Origin of the sequence: Streptomyces agglomeratus, assembly GCF_001746415.1 — a bacterium.
GTDB lineage: Bacteria > Actinomycetota > Actinomycetes > Streptomycetales > Streptomycetaceae > Streptomyces > Streptomyces agglomeratus.
Genome location: NZ_MEHJ01000001.1, coordinates 6170012 through 6185106, shown reverse-complemented (window position 1 = coordinate 6185106; position 15095 = coordinate 6170012). Strand labels below are relative to the sequence as shown.

Below are 15095 nucleotides of genomic sequence, written 5' to 3'. Positions count from 1 at the left end.
AAGCCCCGGCGGGTTCCTGTACGTACAGGAACCCGCCGGGGCTCAGATGCGGAGGGAAGGGCCGGTTACAGGCCGACTTCCTTCATCAGCATGCCCACCTCGGTGTTGGTGAGGCGGCGCAGCCAGCCGGACTTCTGGTCGCCCAGCGGGATCGGCCCGAAGGACGTCCGCACGAGCCGCTCGACCGGGAAGCCGGCCTCGGCCAGCATGCGGCGGACGATGTGCTTGCGGCCCTCGTGAAGGGTCACCTCGACCAGGTAGTTCTTGCCGGTGTTCTCGACGACGCGGAAGTGGTCGGCGCGGGCGTACCCGTCCTCCAGCGCGATGCCGTCCTTGAGCCGCTTGCCGAGGTCGCGCGGGAGCGGTCCCTGGATGGCGGCGAGGTAGGTCTTCTTCACGCCGTACTTGGGGTGGGTCAGACGGTGGGCCAGCTCGCCGTGGTTGGTGAGCAGGATGATGCCCTCGGTCTCCGTGTCCAGACGGCCCACGTGGAAGAGACGCGTCTCACGGTTGTTGACGTAGTCGTTCAGGTTCTGGCGGCCGTCGGGGTCGCCCATGGTGGCGACGACGCCGGCCGGCTTGTTGAGCGCGAAGAAGAGGTGCGACTGGGTGGCGACGGTCAGGCCGTCGACCTTGACCTCGTCCTTGTGCACGTCGACGCGGCGGCCCTGCTCGGTCACGATCTCGCCGTTGACCTCGACCCGGGCCTGCTCGATCAGCTCCTCGCAGGCACGCCGCGAACCCATGCCCGCACGGGCGAGGACCTTCTGGAGGCGCTCGCCCTCCTGCTCGGCTCCCGGGAACGTCTTGGGCGTCTTCACCTGAGGCTTGCTGTGCCGCTCGCGTACCCGCTCCTCCAGCTTGGCGTCGAGCTCACGCGGGCGGGACGGAGCGCTCTGCGGGCCACGGCGCAGCCCGGGGGTCCGGAAGCCGCCCTGCGGGGCCTTGGGGCCGCCCTTGGCGCCACCGCGCGCGGACGCGCCGCGGCTGCCGGTGCTCGAAGCGCCGCCCGCGCCACTGCCGCCACGGCCCGCTCCGGCGCCACCACGGCCGGCGGGGGCTCCGCCGCGACCGGCGGGCGCTCCGCCACGACCCGTACCCGAACCGGCACCACGGCCCGCTCCGGCGCCACCGCGCCCGGCGGGGGCACCGCCACGGCCCGCGCCGCCGCCACCACGGCCCGCACCGCTGCCGCCACGGCCTGCACCCGCGCCGCCGCCCTCACGGGCGCCGGGGGCGTCACGGCCGACGTCGTAACGGCGCTCCTCCGGACGGGGACGGTCCGGGCGGTCCGAGCGCTTCTGCTTGTCGTCGCGCCCCTTGCCCGCGCCCCGCTGATTCCGGTCGTTGCCGCTTCCGCTGTTCCTGCCGCTGCTGCTTCGCATCAAAATTCCGTCTTGTCGTCTGCGTGTGTGTCCGAGGCGTACGGGGCGTCCGCATCGAACGACGGCACACCCTCTAGCGTCTCAGCCTCGATCGCGTCCGCCTCCGGGAGGAATGGCGCGAGCTCCGGGAGCTCGTCCAGGCCCCTCAGGCCCATCCGCTCCAGAAAGTAGTTCGTCGTCCTGTACAGGATCGCACCTGTTTCGGGTTCCGTGCCCGCCTCCCCTACCAGACCGCGCTGGAGGAGGGTCCGCATGACGCCGTCACAGTTCACGCCCCGCACGGCCGAGACCCGTGAGCGGCTCACGGGCTGGCGGTACGCGACGACCGCGAGCGTCTCCAGGGCGGCCTGGGTGAGCCGGGCCTGCTGCCCGTCCAGGACGAAGCTCTCGACCGCCGCCGCGTACTCGGGCCGCGTATAGAAACGCCACCCTCCGGCGACCAGCCTGAGTTCGAATCCGCGCCCCTGTACGGCGTACTCGTCGGCCAGTTCCCGCAGCGCGTCCGCGACAGCTCTGCGGGGCCTCTCCAGCACCTTCGCGAGGTGTTCCTCGGTGGCGGGCTCGTCGACCACCATGAGGACCGCCTCCAGGGCGGGCTTGAGACCGAGGTCCCCGACCGCGGCGGGCTCGCTCACGCTGTCTCCTCCACCACTTGATCGAATTCGTCCGTGACGACCGGCTGCGCCGCCTCGCCGCCGGTCCACCGCACCACGAGTTCCCCGAGAGCCTCCTCCTGGTCCAGGACGACGGCCTTCTCCCGGTAGAGCTCCAGCAGCGCGAGGAAGCGGGCGACGACCGTGAGGGTGTCGGAAGCATCCTCCGTCAGCCCCTGGAACGTCGCCTCACCCACCTCCCGCAGCCGCGCGACGACCACCTCGGCCTGTTCCCGTACGGAGACGAGAGGCGCGTGGATGTGGTCGACGTACACCTGCGGCTCGGCCCGCGGCTGCATGGCCTTCACGGCGAGCCCGGCGAAGCCGTCGGGGCCGATGCTGATGACGACCTCGGGCAGCAGCGCGGCGTGCTGCGGCTCCAGACCGACCGTACGCGGGTAGCGCCGGGCCTCGGCGTCCAGCCGCTCGCTGAAGATGTCGGCGATCCGCTTGTACGCGCGGTACTGGAGCAGCCGCGCGAACAGCAGGTCCCGTGCCTCCAGCAGGGCCAGATCCGCCTCGTCCTCCACCTCGGCGGCGGGCAGCAGCCGGGCGGCCTTGAGGTCGAGGAGCGTGGCGGCCACCACGAGGAACTCGGTGGTCTGGTCGAGGTCCCAGTCGGGTCCCATGGCGCGGATGTGCGCCATGAACTCGTCGGTGACCTTCGAGAGGGCGACCTCGGTGACGTCGAGCTTGTGCTTCGAGATGAGCTGGAGCAGCAGATCGAACGGCCCCTCGAAGTTCACCAGCCGAACGGTGAACCGCCCGTCCCCGGCGCCTTCAGTACTGCTGGCAGACGCGTCACTCCCGACAGGCGCGTCCGGGCGGGCACCGCCGACGGAGCGCGGGTCCGAGTCCCCGGCGCCCGCCTCGCGGGAGCCGGCGTCGTCGGCGCCGTCGGCCGGCGCTACTTCGGCGGGTGATGCTGCGGCCGGTGGCGCTCCCGCCGGTGCAGATTCGGCCGGTGGCGCCCCGTCCGGTGCAGCCCCGGCGGGCGGCGCTGCGGCCGGTGGCGCTGCGGCCGGTGGCGCTTCGGGCGGGGCCGCGGCCCCGGCGTCCGGCGGCTCCGGTGCCCCCGGCCCGCGCCCCAGGCGGCGGCGGGGGGCGGGGGCGGAGTCGTCAGGGCGCGGCGGCATGTCGGTGGTCCAGGGTGCGGGGGAAACAAGGGCAGGGGCAGCGCAGGCTACCCCCGGTCCGGTCAGCGCCCGCGCAGGCGTCGTACGAGAATGCTCGCGTCGCCCCGGGACTCCAGGTCCGCGAGTACGACGGCGACCGCCTCCCGCACGATCCGGCCGCGGTCGACAGCGAGCCCGTGCTCGCCGCGCAGCACCAGCCGTGCGTGCTCCAGGTCCATCAGTTCCTCGGCCGAGACGTAGACGGTGATCTTCTCGTCGTGGCGCTCGCGCCCGCTGGGGCGACGATTCGCGCCGCGCCCGCCCCGGCGCCGCGGCTGGGCACCCGTCGCGGGGCCGCCAGGAGCCGCAGGACGCTGCTGGGCGGCCGACTGGGGCGTCGGCTGCCCCTCGGGGCCCCGGCGCGCCTTGGCGGCCGCCTGGTCGCCCTCCACGGCCCTGCTGCGATGCCCGCCGGCCTCCGCGTCGGCGGCGGCGTGCTCCGTCGCGTCCCGGCCGCCTGCGGCCGGCGTGCCCTCGGACTGCTCGCCCGCCGCGCCGGGGTCGCTCTCCCCCGCCGGCCCCGGCACGCGCGCCTCGCCGTTGACGGGCGGGCGGCGCGGGGACGACGACTGCAGCGCCATTCCCCCGGTCGTGCGGAACAGTTCGTCGGCCCCCGGCAGACTCACTCGGCGTGACACCGGGCGAGCACCTCCCTGGCGAGCTGGCGATAAGCGGCCGCACCGACCGAGTTGGAGGCGTACGTCGTGATCGGCTCACCGGCGACCGTGGTCTCCGGGAAGCGCACCGTCCGCCCGATCACCGTGTGGTAGACGTGCTCGTCGAACGCCTCGACGACCCTCGCCAGCACCTCACGGCTGTGCACCGTACGGGAGTCGTACATCGTCGCGAGGATGCCGTCGAGCTCCAGGTCGGGGTTGAGCCGCTCCTGGACCTTCTCGATCGTCTCGGTCAGCAGGGCCACGCCGCGCAGCGCGAAGAACTCGCATTCCAGCGGCACGATCACCTTGTGAGCCGCCGTCAGGGCGTTCACGGTGAGCAGGCCGAGCGAGGGCTGACAGTCGATCACGATGTAGTCGTAGTCGGCCATCAGGGGCTTGAGCGCCCGCTGAAGTGTCGACTCGCGCGCGACCTCGCTGACCAACTGCACTTCCGCCGCCGACAAGTCGATATTGCTCGGCAGCAGGTCCATGTTGGGCACCGCGGTCTTCAGGAGGACCTCGTCGGCCGACATGCCCCGCTCCATGAGCAGGTTGTAGACCGTCAGGTCGAGCTCCATCGGGTTCACGCCGAGACCGACCGACAGGGCTCCCTGCGGGTCGAAGTCGACGAGCAGCACCCGTCGTCCGTACTCCGCGAGAGCCGCACCCAGATTGATGGTGGACGTCGTCTTGCCGACGCCGCCCTTCTGGTTGCACATGGCGATGATCTTCGCGGGGCCATGATCGGTGAGCGGGCCCGGGATCGGGAAGTACGGCAGCGGCCGTCCGGTCGGGCCGATCCGCTCGCGGCGCTGGCGGGCAGCGTCGGGGGCGAGGGTGGCCGCGTACTCGGGGTCGGGCTCGTACTCGGCATCGGGATCGTAGAAGTGCCCCTCGGGCACCTCGTCGAAGTCGGCGAAGCGGGTGGTGGACTTGTCCCCACTCTGGTCGCCGGCCATGGCGTTCACGTGTAGGCCGTCCATGCTCTGGTGGGCTGTCGTCATGTGCTGATGGGTGGCGAAGGTGCGGACAGCGACGGAGCCGACAGCCTGGAGCCCCGATGGGCCCTGGCCCCGTGCAGGCATTCCTGGTTGACCACCCCCGGGAGTAAATGTCGACTCATTCACAAGTCGTCTTACCTCCTTGGACGTGACCAGGAAACTTATCGATAGGTCAGCGTGGCACCATGCCGACGGTTGGCGACTCTATGGCGTGTCACCGGTCCGCAGCAACACAATCGGCCGGACGCGGCCCGATGTGTCGGCAATGGAACACCCCTGTGTCAAGGGTGCGCGGACGGCAAACCGGGGCACGGACCGCGCGTTTCGCAGGGTCGCGAATCGGTTAAAGGGTTACGTTCGCGGCGAGTTGAGCGAGTCCCCGCGAGGGCCCCGGAACGCGACCGGCCGGACCTTGTCGGGCAAGGTCCGGCCGGTTGCGTGAGGTTGACGACTTTCGTTGACGCGTCAGCCGAGCAGCGTGCTCAGCTCGACGTGCGGCAGCGCGTGGGCCTCGGCGACCTCGCGGTAAACGACCTGGCCGTCGTGGGTGTTGAGGCCCTTGGCGAGGGCGGCGTCGCGGCGCAGCGCCTCGACCCAGCCGCGGTTCGCGAGCTCGACGATGTACGGCAGCGTGGCGTTCGTCAGCGCGTACGTCGAGGTGTTCGGGACGGCGCCCGGCATGTTCGCGACGCAGTAGAAGACCGAGTTGTGGACGTTGAACGTCGGCTCGGCGTGCGTGGTCGCGTGCGAGTCCTCGAAGCAGCCGCCCTGGTCGATCGCAATGTCGACAAGAACACTTCCGGGCTTCATCTTGGCGACGAGCTCGTTGGTGACCAGCTTCGGGGCCTTGGCGCCGGGGATCAGGACCGCGCCGATGACGAGGTCGGCCTCGACGACGGCCTTCTCCAGCTCGAAAGCGTTGGAGACGATCGTCTTGACCTTGGTGCCGAAGACCTTGTCGGCCTCGCGCAGCTTGTTGATGTCACGGTCGAGCAGGGTCACGTGGAAGCCCATGCCGACGGCGATCTGCGTGGCGTTCCAGCCGGAGACACCGCCACCGATGACCACGGCCTCACCGGCCGCCGTGCCGGGGACGCCGCCCGGCAGCACGCCGCGGCCGCCGACCGAGCGCATCAGGTGGTAGGCGCCGACCTGCGGGGCCAGCCGGCCCGCGACCTCGGACATCGGGGCCAGCAGCGGCAGGGCGCGGTTCGCGGTCTCGACCGTCTCGTAGGCGATCGCGGTGGTGCCGGAGGCCAGCAGGGCGTCCGTGCACTCGCGGGAGGCGGCCAGGTGCAGGTAGGTGAAGAGGGTCTGGTCCTTGCGGAGGCGGTGGTACTCCTCGGCGATGGGCTCCTTGACCTTCAGCAGCAGGTCGGCGGTGGCCCAGACCTCATCGGCGGTCGCCAGGATCTGCGCACCGGCGGCGACGTACTCACCGTCCGTGATCGAAGATCCGACGCCGGCGTTCTGCTCGACGAAGACCTGGTGGCCGTGGCGCACCAGCTCGTGCACGCCTGCGGGGGTGATGGCCACCCGGAACTCGTTGTTCTTGACCTCGCGGGGGATGCCGACCTTCACGTCGATCACGGTCCTTGGCTCAGGGGGAAAAAATGGGTCATTGCCATACATACCCAGGTACGCACGGCACACCCGGGCAACACCGCAGCATGACGCGGCAGAGCCAGTCTAATGAAGGATTTCCCGCTGTCTAGCCTTACAAAGCATCAATCTCTCGGCGAACCACTGCGGATTTCGTAGGCGGAACCCTCTTCTCCAAGCAGTCTTTCTGAGGCGTTCCGGTGCAGCCGGGCCGCCGCCGGGTCGCCGAGCCGGTCGAGGGTGTCCGCGAGCCGCAACTCCAGTGCCGCGTGCAGCCGTACGTCCCCGGCCTGCCGCGCGCCTTCCACGGCCTCGCGGCAGGTACGCAGCGATTCCTCGGGCCGGCCCGCGTACTCCTGCACCCGGGCCACTTCACTCAACGCCCGGGCGTGGCCCGGCAGATCACCGACCCTGCGGTGGCCAGCGGCCGAAGCCCGCCAGTTGCGCAGTGCCTCGCCGTAACGCCCCGCATAGGTATGGACGGCCCCGAGCCGCCCGTACAGGCGGGCGGCGTCCGCCCGTTCGCCCCGCGTCAGCCGCTGCTCCAGGGCTCGTCCGTACCAGTCGGAGGCGCGCTGCCAGTCGCCCAGTTCCTGGTACGTCCCTCCTACGGATTCCATCGCGCGGCCCGTCGCGTACGGGTCGCCTGCCGCCCGGCCGGCGTCCAGAGCCGCCCGGTAGCGCGCCAGCGCCTCCTCCGTGCGCCCGGTCCGCGCGTCCAGGTCCGCGAGATTCAGCAGCGCGGCGGCCCTTTCGCGGTGCAGACCGCACCGCTCGGCCACGTCGAGTACGAGCCGGTGCAGCCCGTACAGCTCGGGAGCCGCCGCATCGGTGCCCCGGTGCGCCGCCAGTGCCCGGACGAGCGCGGCCACCAGCCGCCTCGCGAGGGTGTCGAGCTCACCGTCCTCGACCGCGATGCGGGCCGAGGCGAGGAGCGCGGGCTGCCGGACCCGCAGCCACTCGGCGGCGGCCGGGACATGGGGGAAGCGCAGGGCGCGCGGCAGCCCCGCCAGGTTCTTGCGGGCCGCGGAGCCGTCGGGCTCGGTGATCGCCCGGCAGGACTGGAGCAGGCGTACGGTCCGCTCCAGCATCCTGGCGCGGGCCAGCTGCACCTCGGCGGGCCGGTCCCGGTCCGCCATCAGTGCCTTCAGCATCGGCGCGAGGCAGCCGGGCACCTCGTACTGCCGGTCGCCCGCCCGGCGCAGGAGTCCGAGCGCGGTGAAGTCGTCCAGTGCGGTCTGGGCCCCGGAGACCGAGCAGCCGGCGAGGGCGGAGGCCGTGTGGGCGTCCACGGCACCGGCGGGCGCGAGGGCCAGCAGGCGCAGCATCCGGGCGGTGGGCTGCGGCAGCGACTCGTACACGAACCGGAACGTGCGGGCGAGCGGCCTGCCGCCGGTGGGCTGGCCGGGCTCGGCGGGCAGGTCGTGCAGCCGCTTCGTCACATCGGCCACCGACGCCTTGGGGCTGGCGGCGAGCCAGCCGCCGATCAGCGTGAGCGCGGCGGGCTGTCCCCCGCACTCCTCGGCGAGCGATTCGGCCGCCGTGGGGTCGACGGTGATCCTTACGGCGCCCGTGAACCGGCCGAGCAGTTCGACGGCGGAACCGGTGTCCAGGCCGCCGATGGTGCAGGGCCGCACCCCCGGGATGCCGGTGAGCGGCCCCCGGAGGTGGCCACGACCAGGCAGTCCGGGTTGTCGGGGAGCAGCGGGTCGACCTGTTCGGCGTCGGCCGCGTCGTCGAGGACCAGCAGGACACGGCGTTCGGACAACGCTTCTCGGACCAGCTCGGACAGCTCGTCGTCACCCGCCCCGGGCGGGACGGGCACCGCGAGGTCGTCGAGCAGCGCCCGGGCCATGCGCTCGGTGGGGACCCGTTCGCCGCCGGGGTCGGTCAGCCGGGCACGCAGCGTGCCGTCCGGGTAGTCACCGGCGAGGCTCGCGGCGAGTTCGGCGGCGAGGGCGGTGCGGCCGGAGCCCGGCCGCCCCGCGATCAGCAGGACCCGGGCCCTGGGCGCCTTGCGTCCGGCGAGCGTGTCGAGTCCGGCGCGCTCGATGTCGTCGCGCAGCTCCTTCAACTCGCGCGCTCTGCCGAAGAACCCGCCCGTTGTCCGCCCTGCCGCAGCACCCGCCGCCATGCCGCTGGTGTCCACCGCCTGATCCGTCACGGGCCACGCTCCCGTCCGCCTGCGCACCACCCCGCCCGCGACTGCGGTCGGGAACTTCGAGCGTAGTTCACGCTCTGCTACGAACCGTGCGGAGCGCGGCGGGCGGGTCACCCAATCGGATCAGGGGATTTTCAGATGAGCGTCACGCCTCGAACGGCCGCGCCGGCCACGGGGCATCCGCCGGACGGAGGGCGTCGACCCCGTCGCCCGCGAGCGCGGCGGCGAGCGCCAGCACCCCCACCGCCAGGCAGGTGTTGTGCAGCTCTCCGGCGAGCACACCGCGCACGAGGTCCTTGAGCGGGACCCGCGCCTGCTCCATGTCCGCCTCTTCCTCCTCCACCTCGAAGCGATCGCCCTCGACGTCGGAGAGATCGCGGGCGAAGAAGATGCGTACGGCCTCGTCACAGCCGCCCGGCGTCGGGTAGACGTCGGTCAGCACGTGCCACTCCTCCGCCTTGACGTGCGCCTCTTCGTAGAGCTCGCGCTGCGCGGCGCCCAGCGGGTTCTCGCCCGGTACGTCGAGCAGTCCGGCCGGGATCTCCCACAGCCGCTGGCGCACGGGGTGACGGTACTGGCGGATGACCAGGACACGGTCGTTCTCGTCGAGGGCCAGGACCGCCACGGAACCGGGGTGCACCTGGTAGTCGCGGCGTACCACGCTGCCATTGGGCATGACCACGTCGTCGGTGCGGACACTCGTCTTGTTGCCCGTGAAGGGAACCGCGGTCGCGGTGACCTGCCACTCCTCGGGGGTGTCCTTGATGGCCATGAAAGCGTCCTCCCAAAGCAGAAGCAGAAAGCAGAAAACCGGGGCACCGGCCCCAAAAGGCCCGTACCCCGGCAACCGTATCTCCTGCTGCTACTTGCCTGCCGAGCCGGTCTCGCGCGCACCCTGCTGCCGCTCGACGGCCGCCTTCACCAGGCCCGCGAAGAGCGGGTGGGGACGGGTCGGGCGGGAGCGCAGCTCCGGGTGCGCCTGGGTGGCGACCAGGTAGGGGTGGACCTCGCGCGGGTACTCGACGTACTCGACGAGCTTGTTGTCGGGGGAGGTACCGGAGAAGACGATGCCCGCCTTCTTCTCCAGCTCCGCGCGGTAGGCGTTGTTCACCTCGTAGCGGTGGCGGTGGCGCTCGTCGACGTACGGCTGGTCGCCGTAGACCTCACGGACGATGGAGCCCTCCGCGAGCTTCGCCGGGTACAGGCCCAGGCGCATGGTGCCGCCCAGGTCGCCCGCGCCCTCGACGTACGCGAGCTGCTCCTCCATGGTGGAGATCACCGGGTGGGAGGTGGCCGCGTCGAACTCGGTGGAGTTGGCGTCCTCGATGCCGGCCAGGTTGCGCGCGGCCTCGACGACGATGCACTGAAGGCCCAGGCACAGGCCGAGCAGCGGGATCTTGTTCTCGCGGGCGTACTGGATGGCGCCGACCTTGCCGTTGACGCCGCGCTCGCCGAAACCGCCGGGGATGACGATCGCGTCGACGTCGCCGAGCTGGTTCCGGGCGCCCGCCTGCGTCTTGCAGTCGTCGGAGGTGACCCACTTGACCTTGACGCGGGCCTTGTTCGCGAAGCCGCCCGCCCGCATGGCCTCGGTGACCGACAGGTACGCGTCGGGCAGGTCGATGTACTTGCCGACGAGCGCGACCGTGACCTCGTGGTCGGGGTTGTGGACGCGGTCCAGCAGGTCCTCCCACTGGGTCCAGTTCACGTCGCGGAACGGCAGGTCCAGCTTGCGGACGACGTACGCGTCCAGGCCCTCGGTGTGCAGCACCTTCGGGATGTCGTAGATCGACTTGGCGTCGATCGCGGCGACCACCGCGGCCTCGTCGACGTCGCACATCAGCGAGATCTTGCGCTTGATGGACAGCGGGACCTCGCGGTCGGCGCGCAGCACGATGGCGTCCGGCTGGATACCGATGTTGCGCAGCGCCGCGACCGAGTGCTGGGTCGGCTTGGTCTTCAGCTCACCGGACGGGCCGATGTAGGGGAGCAGCGAGATGTGGACGACGAAGACATTGTCGCGGCCGACCTCGTGGCGGACCTGGCGGACGGTCTCCAGGAACGGCAGCGACTCGATGTCGCCGACCGTGCCGCCGACCTCGGTGATGACCACGTCGACGTCGTCGGTCGCCATGCGCCGGATGCGGTGCTTGATCTCGTTTGTGATGTGCGGGATGACCTGCACGGTGTCGCCCAGGTACTCGCCGCGCCGCTCCTTGGCGATGACTGTGGAGTAGACCTGGCCGGTGGTGACGTTGGCCGAGCCGTCGAGGTCGACGTCGAGGAAGCGCTCGTAGTGGCCGATGTCCAGGTCGGTCTCGGCGCCGTCGTTGGTGACGAACACCTCGCCGTGCTGGAACGGGTTCATCGTGCCGGGGTCGACGTTCAGGTACGGGTCGAGCTTCTGCATCGTGACCCGCAGGCCCCGCGCCTTGAGCAGCGCACCCAGGCTGGAGGCCGTCAGGCCCTTACCGAGGGAGGAGGCGACACCCCCGGTGACGAAGATGTGCTTGGTCGTCATGGATTTGGGCGGCATCGCCAAGAGGGGGCTCCCGTGGTCGCGAAGTGAGGTGCGTACCGGCCGCCGGCCCGGAATCCGGGTGGTGCCGTCGCTGCGGTTTCGGGGCGCCTGATCGTCACAGACTGGCCACCGGTCCACGGGGTACCAGCCTATCAGCGACGGGAGGAGGCCGCTTCCGGCCACGCGGCGCCGGAACTCCTGCCGCCCGAGACGTGACTCCTGCCGCGCGAGACGTGTTCTGCCACCTGCCTCTCACCCGCCCCTCACCCGAAGCCCACCCACAACTCACCCCTAGCTCACCCGTTCGGCAGACTCGTGTTGCCGGTACCGTCGCGCAGAGCTCTTGGCTGCGACGTATCCTGCTCGGATACATCGCTGCGAGCCGGCCGGCGAAGGCACCATCACCGCCCGCTCCCGGGACCAAGAGCTCGTCGAAAATCCCCTGACCGCAAGTGCCCCGATGGGGCGAACGTGGCCGTTCGACTGGAGATTGCAACGTGGCCGGGCGCATCGAGGACTACGCACTTATCGGAGACATGCAGACCGCGGCACTGGTCTGCCGGGACGGCACGATCGACTGGCTGTGCCTTCCCCGCTTCGACTCACATGCCATTTTCGCCGGCCTGCTCGGCACCGAGGAACACGGATTCTGGCGGATCGGACCCGCGCACGCGGCCGACGCGGGACCACCGGCGGCCACCCGCCGTCGCTACCGCGGCGACTCCCTGATCCTCGAATCCGAGTGGGACACCCCGCGCGGCACGGTCAAGGTGACCGATTTCATGCCGCCGCGCGACGGCGCGCCCCAGGTGATCCGGATCGTCGAGGGCGTCACCGGCCGGGTGCGGATGCGCTCCGCACTGCGGATGCGTTTCAGTTACGGACGTGTGGTGCCCTGGGTCCACAAGGTCGACACGCGCACGGTCGCCGTCGCCGGACCCGACTCCGTCTGGCTCGACGCCGACGTCGACACGTACGGCAAGGATCTGACGACGTACTCCGACTTCACCGTCGCGCCCGGTGACCGGATCGCCTTCACGATCAGCTGGCAGCCCTCGCACAAGGCCGAGCCGCCGCTGCCCGAGCCGGAGGCATCGCTGGAGGCGACCGCCGAGTTCTGGAGCGACTGGGTCGAGCAGTGCACGTACCACGGGCCCTACCGCGAGCCCGTGATCCGCTCGCTGATCACTCTGAAGGCGCTGACGTACGCCCCGACCGGCGGCATCGTCGCCGCGCCGACGACGTCACTGCCCGAGGAGATCGGCGGCGTACGGAACTGGGACTACCGGTACACCTGGCTGCGCGACGCCGCGATCACCCTGTCGTCGCTGCTGCGCACCGGCTACCGCGAGGAGGCGCGTGCCTGGCGCGAGTGGCTGCTGCGGGCGGTCGCGGGCGACCCGGAAAACCTCCAGATCATGTACGGGATCGCGGGTGAGCGGGAGCTGGGCGAGGCCGAGCTGGACTGGCTGCCCGGCTACGAGAACTCGACCCCGGTACGGGTCGGAAACGGCGCGGCGCACCAGTTGCAGCTCGACGTGTACGGCGAGGTCACCGAGGCCCTGCACCTGGCCCACATGACGGGTCTGACACGCAACGACTACGCCTCACTGCTCCAGCTCAAGCTGATCCGCTACCTGGAGGACCACTGGGACCAGCCGGACGAGGGCATCTGGGAGGTGCGCGGCCCGCGCCGCCACTTCGTGCACTCCAAGGTGATGGCCTGGGTCGCCGTCGACCGGACGATCAAGCTGATCGAAATGGGCGACGCGGACGGGCCGGTCGAGAAGTGGCGGGAGCTGCGCGACGAGATCCACCGCTCGGTGTGCGAGAAGGGCTACGACCCGGAACGCAACACCTTCACCCAGTCGTACGGTTCGCAGGAGCTCGACGCCTCTCTGCTGCTCATTCCGCAGGTGGGTTTCCTGCCGCCCGACGACAAGCGGGTCATCGGCACCATCGAGGCGATCCAGCGCGAGCTGTCCACCGAGGACGGGTTCGTACTGCGCTACCCGACCGCGGGTGACCACGCGGGCCTGGACGGTCTGGAGGGTGACGAGGGCGCGTTCCTGGCGTGCTCGTTCTGGCTGGCCGACGACCTGGCGATGATCGGGCGGGTCGACGAGGCGCGCAAGCTCTTCGAGAAGCTGCTGGGGCTGCGGAACGACCTGGGGCTGCTGGCGGAGGAGTGGGACTCCCGGCTGCAACGCCAGGTCGGCAACTTCCCGCAGGCCTTCAGCCACGTGCCGCTGATCGACACGGCACTGCGGCTGACGGCGAGCGGTGCGTACGGCGGCTGACTAGAGCAGCTTGCCGATCACCTGACGGGCGGCGCGTTCCCCTTCGGTCGCGCCGCCCTCCATGAAGCCCTGGAAGTCGTAACTGCAATGCTCGCCGCCGATGTGGATGTTCCCCTGTGCGGTGCCCTCGTAGCCGGCGTACCGGTGCAGATAGCCGACGGGCCAGTACGAGTACGCGCCGAGGGCGTAAGGGTTGCGGTGCCACGCGGAAAGCTGCGCCTTCGCGGTCCACGTTTTCGACGTTCCCGGGAAGAACGCGTCCACTTCACGGGAACGGCGCGCGGCGAGGTCCCGTACGTACGGGTCCGACTCGGTGGCGAAGGGCGTGGCCGGGGTGAGCGCTCTGGCGAGCCGGCCGCTGCCGTACTGGATGAGGATGCCGCCGGTCCCGGGCTGGAGCTTGGTGGTGTCCCAGGTCTGCTGTACGTCGCTGTCGGTGAAGCAGTCGCCCGCCGACACGCCGGGCCAGGGGCCCTCGCCGCGCCAGGGACGCGCCGAGAACTGCATGTTGAGCTTGGTGCAGTCGCCCATACGGGCGTCGCGGACCAGGTTCTTCATGAGCGGGTCGAAGCCGGCCCCCGACAGGTCGAGACGCTGGAGTACGGGCAGCGGCACGCACAGGACGGTGTGGTCGGCGGTGACGGTGGTGATCGTGCCGGCGTCGGTGAAGGTAAGGGTCTGGGTGCCATTGGCGTTGGCCCTTACCGCCGTGAGCTGCTTGCCCATCCGGACGGTGCCCGCGGGCAGTGCGTTCGCGATGGCGCGCGGGAGCTGATCGTTGCCGCCGGTGATGTGGTAGCGCTCGTTGGACAGTCCCCAGACGTTGAAGTGACCCGGGTTGGGCTGGTAGCCCATCAGGAGAACGAGCGCGAGCGCCGACTGCTCGCTCGTCTCGGCGCCGTACTCGACGTTGTAGGCGACGTCCATGAAGCGGCCGAGCGGCGAGGAGTGCCCGCCCGGAACCCGTGAGTCGATCCACTCGTGGATCGATATGGTGTCGAGGGCGGTCCCGGCCGGGGTGCTCTGGTTCCACTTCACCTCGCCCGCTTCCTTTAGGTCGCGGTGCAGGGCCTGGAAGACGCCCTTGAAGTCCTCGTCGGCCTGGTGGCGCGGGTAGTACGCTCCGTTGAACCAGAGCACCTCTTCCGCGCCGTTCGGTCCGCCGCCCAGGAAGTCCTCCGTCACCAGCGTGAAGCGGCGGCACAGTTCGAGGATCTTCTTGTGGCTGGTGTCGATCAGTTCCCCGCCGATCTCGGAGCTCTGCCCGTACGCCCAGTGGCCCCGCTGGGTCCACATGCGGCCACCGACCCGGTCGCGGTTCGCCTCGTAGAGCGTGCAGCCGAGCCCCGCGTCCTGGAGGGTCAGCGCGGCGGTGAGACCGGCTATGCCGGCGCCGACCACGGCGATTCTGGGCGCCGCCGCGCCCTGTGCGACAGCCGCCGCGGGCGCCGCCTGGGCGGTGACGGCCTGGCCGGCCAGGACCGTACCGAGGCCCAGAGCGGCTGCCCGGCCGAGCAGTTCGCGGCGGCTGGAACCGCGGACCTCGGCGGCGGGCATCCGCAGTCTGCGGGCGGCGGCGTGTTCCGCGGCGAGCTGCCGCAGTGCGTGCATCACGTGCGTACGGGACATGGGAGAGCT

Annotated in this window: 10 protein-coding genes and 1 pseudogene; 1 reads left to right on the top strand and 10 read right to left on the bottom strand. The window is 70.8% G+C overall.

Translation table 11 applies throughout. From position 1 onward, the window contains the following. Positions 1-65: 65 nt before the first annotated feature. From AS594_RS26985 to AS594_RS26945, 9 genes and pseudogenes are all read right to left on the bottom strand, one after another. Entirely contained in the window at positions 66-1385 is a 1320-nt protein-coding gene (locus AS594_RS26985) for a pseudouridine synthase (protein WP_069929449.1), read from the bottom strand. After that, a complete protein-coding gene (gene scpB / locus AS594_RS26980) occupies positions 1385-2020 on the bottom strand; it encodes an SMC-Scp complex subunit ScpB (protein WP_069929448.1) in 636 nt (211 codons plus the stop codon). Before scpB ends, AS594_RS26985 begins: the two co-directional genes overlap by 1 nt. After that, complete coding sequence (locus tag AS594_RS26975; protein WP_069932155.1) at positions 2017-3174, bottom strand: segregation and condensation protein A; 1158 nt, start codon at positions 3172-3174, stop codon at positions 2017-2019. Before AS594_RS26975 ends, scpB begins: the two co-directional genes overlap by 4 nt. 62 nt (positions 3175-3236) lie before the next feature. After that, positions 3237-3839: a hypothetical protein gene (locus tag AS594_RS26970; protein ID WP_069929446.1), complete on the bottom strand. Its 603-nt coding sequence runs from the start codon at positions 3837-3839 to the stop codon at positions 3237-3239. Continuing rightward, positions 3836-4957 (bottom strand): ParA family protein, encoded by a 1122-nt coding sequence (locus AS594_RS26965; protein ID WP_069935438.1) that lies wholly within the window; start codon positions 4955-4957, stop codon positions 3836-3838. Before AS594_RS26965 ends, AS594_RS26970 begins: the two co-directional genes overlap by 4 nt. Positions 4958-5338: 381 nt before the next feature. Continuing rightward, entirely contained in the window at positions 5339-6454 is a 1116-nt protein-coding gene (gene ald / locus AS594_RS26960) for an alanine dehydrogenase (protein ID WP_069930813.1), read from the bottom strand. 146 nt (positions 6455-6600) lie between these two features. Continuing rightward, positions 6601-8639, bottom strand: a pseudogene (locus tag AS594_RS26955) (tetratricopeptide repeat protein). A gap of 142 nt (positions 8640-8781) precedes the next feature. Then, positions 8782-9408: an NUDIX domain-containing protein gene (locus tag AS594_RS26950; RefSeq protein ID WP_069929443.1), complete on the bottom strand. Its 627-nt coding sequence runs from the start codon at positions 9406-9408 to the stop codon at positions 8782-8784. Positions 9409-9498: 90 nt separating this feature from the next. Next, complete coding sequence (locus AS594_RS26945; RefSeq protein ID WP_069929442.1) at positions 9499-11172, bottom strand: CTP synthase; 1674 nt, start codon at positions 11170-11172, stop codon at positions 9499-9501. Positions 11173-11654: 482 nt separating this feature from the next. On the opposite strand from AS594_RS26945, the gene AS594_RS26940 reads away from it, so the two are divergent. Further along, positions 11655-13457, top strand: a complete 1803-nt coding sequence (locus AS594_RS26940; protein ID WP_069929441.1) for a glycoside hydrolase family 15 protein — start codon at positions 11655-11657, stop codon at positions 13455-13457. Here AS594_RS26940 and AS594_RS26935 read toward each other — a convergent pair whose 3' ends face one another. After that, positions 13458-15086 (bottom strand): flavin monoamine oxidase family protein, encoded by a 1629-nt coding sequence (locus tag AS594_RS26935; RefSeq protein WP_069929440.1) that lies wholly within the window; start codon positions 15084-15086, stop codon positions 13458-13460. It abuts the gene before it with no gap. Positions 15087-15095: the final 9 nt, after the last annotated feature.

What these genes read in the sequence shown, in the direction of transcription:
- AS594_RS26950 (WP_069929443.1), bottom strand. Translation starts at nt 9,408, where the DNA reads ATGGCCATCAAGGACACCCCCGAGGAGTGGCAGGTCACCGCGACCGCG.
- AS594_RS26975 (WP_069932155.1), bottom strand. Translation starts at nt 3,174, where the DNA reads ATGCCGCCGCGCCCTGACGACTCCGCCCCCGCCCCCCGCCGCCGCCTG.
- AS594_RS26935 (WP_069929440.1), bottom strand. Translation starts at nt 15,086, where the DNA reads ATGTCCCGTACGCACGTGATGCACGCACTGCGGCAGCTCGCCGCGGAA.
- AS594_RS26945 (WP_069929442.1), bottom strand. Translation starts at nt 11,172, where the DNA reads ATGCCGCCCAAATCCATGACGACCAAGCACATCTTCGTCACCGGGGGT.
- AS594_RS26985 (WP_069929449.1), bottom strand. Translation starts at nt 1,385, where the DNA reads ATGCGAAGCAGCAGCGGCAGGAACAGCGGAAGCGGCAACGACCGGAAT.
- AS594_RS26965 (WP_069935438.1), bottom strand. Translation starts at nt 4,957, where the DNA reads ATGCCTGCACGGGGCCAGGGCCCATCGGGGCTCCAGGCTGTCGGCTCC.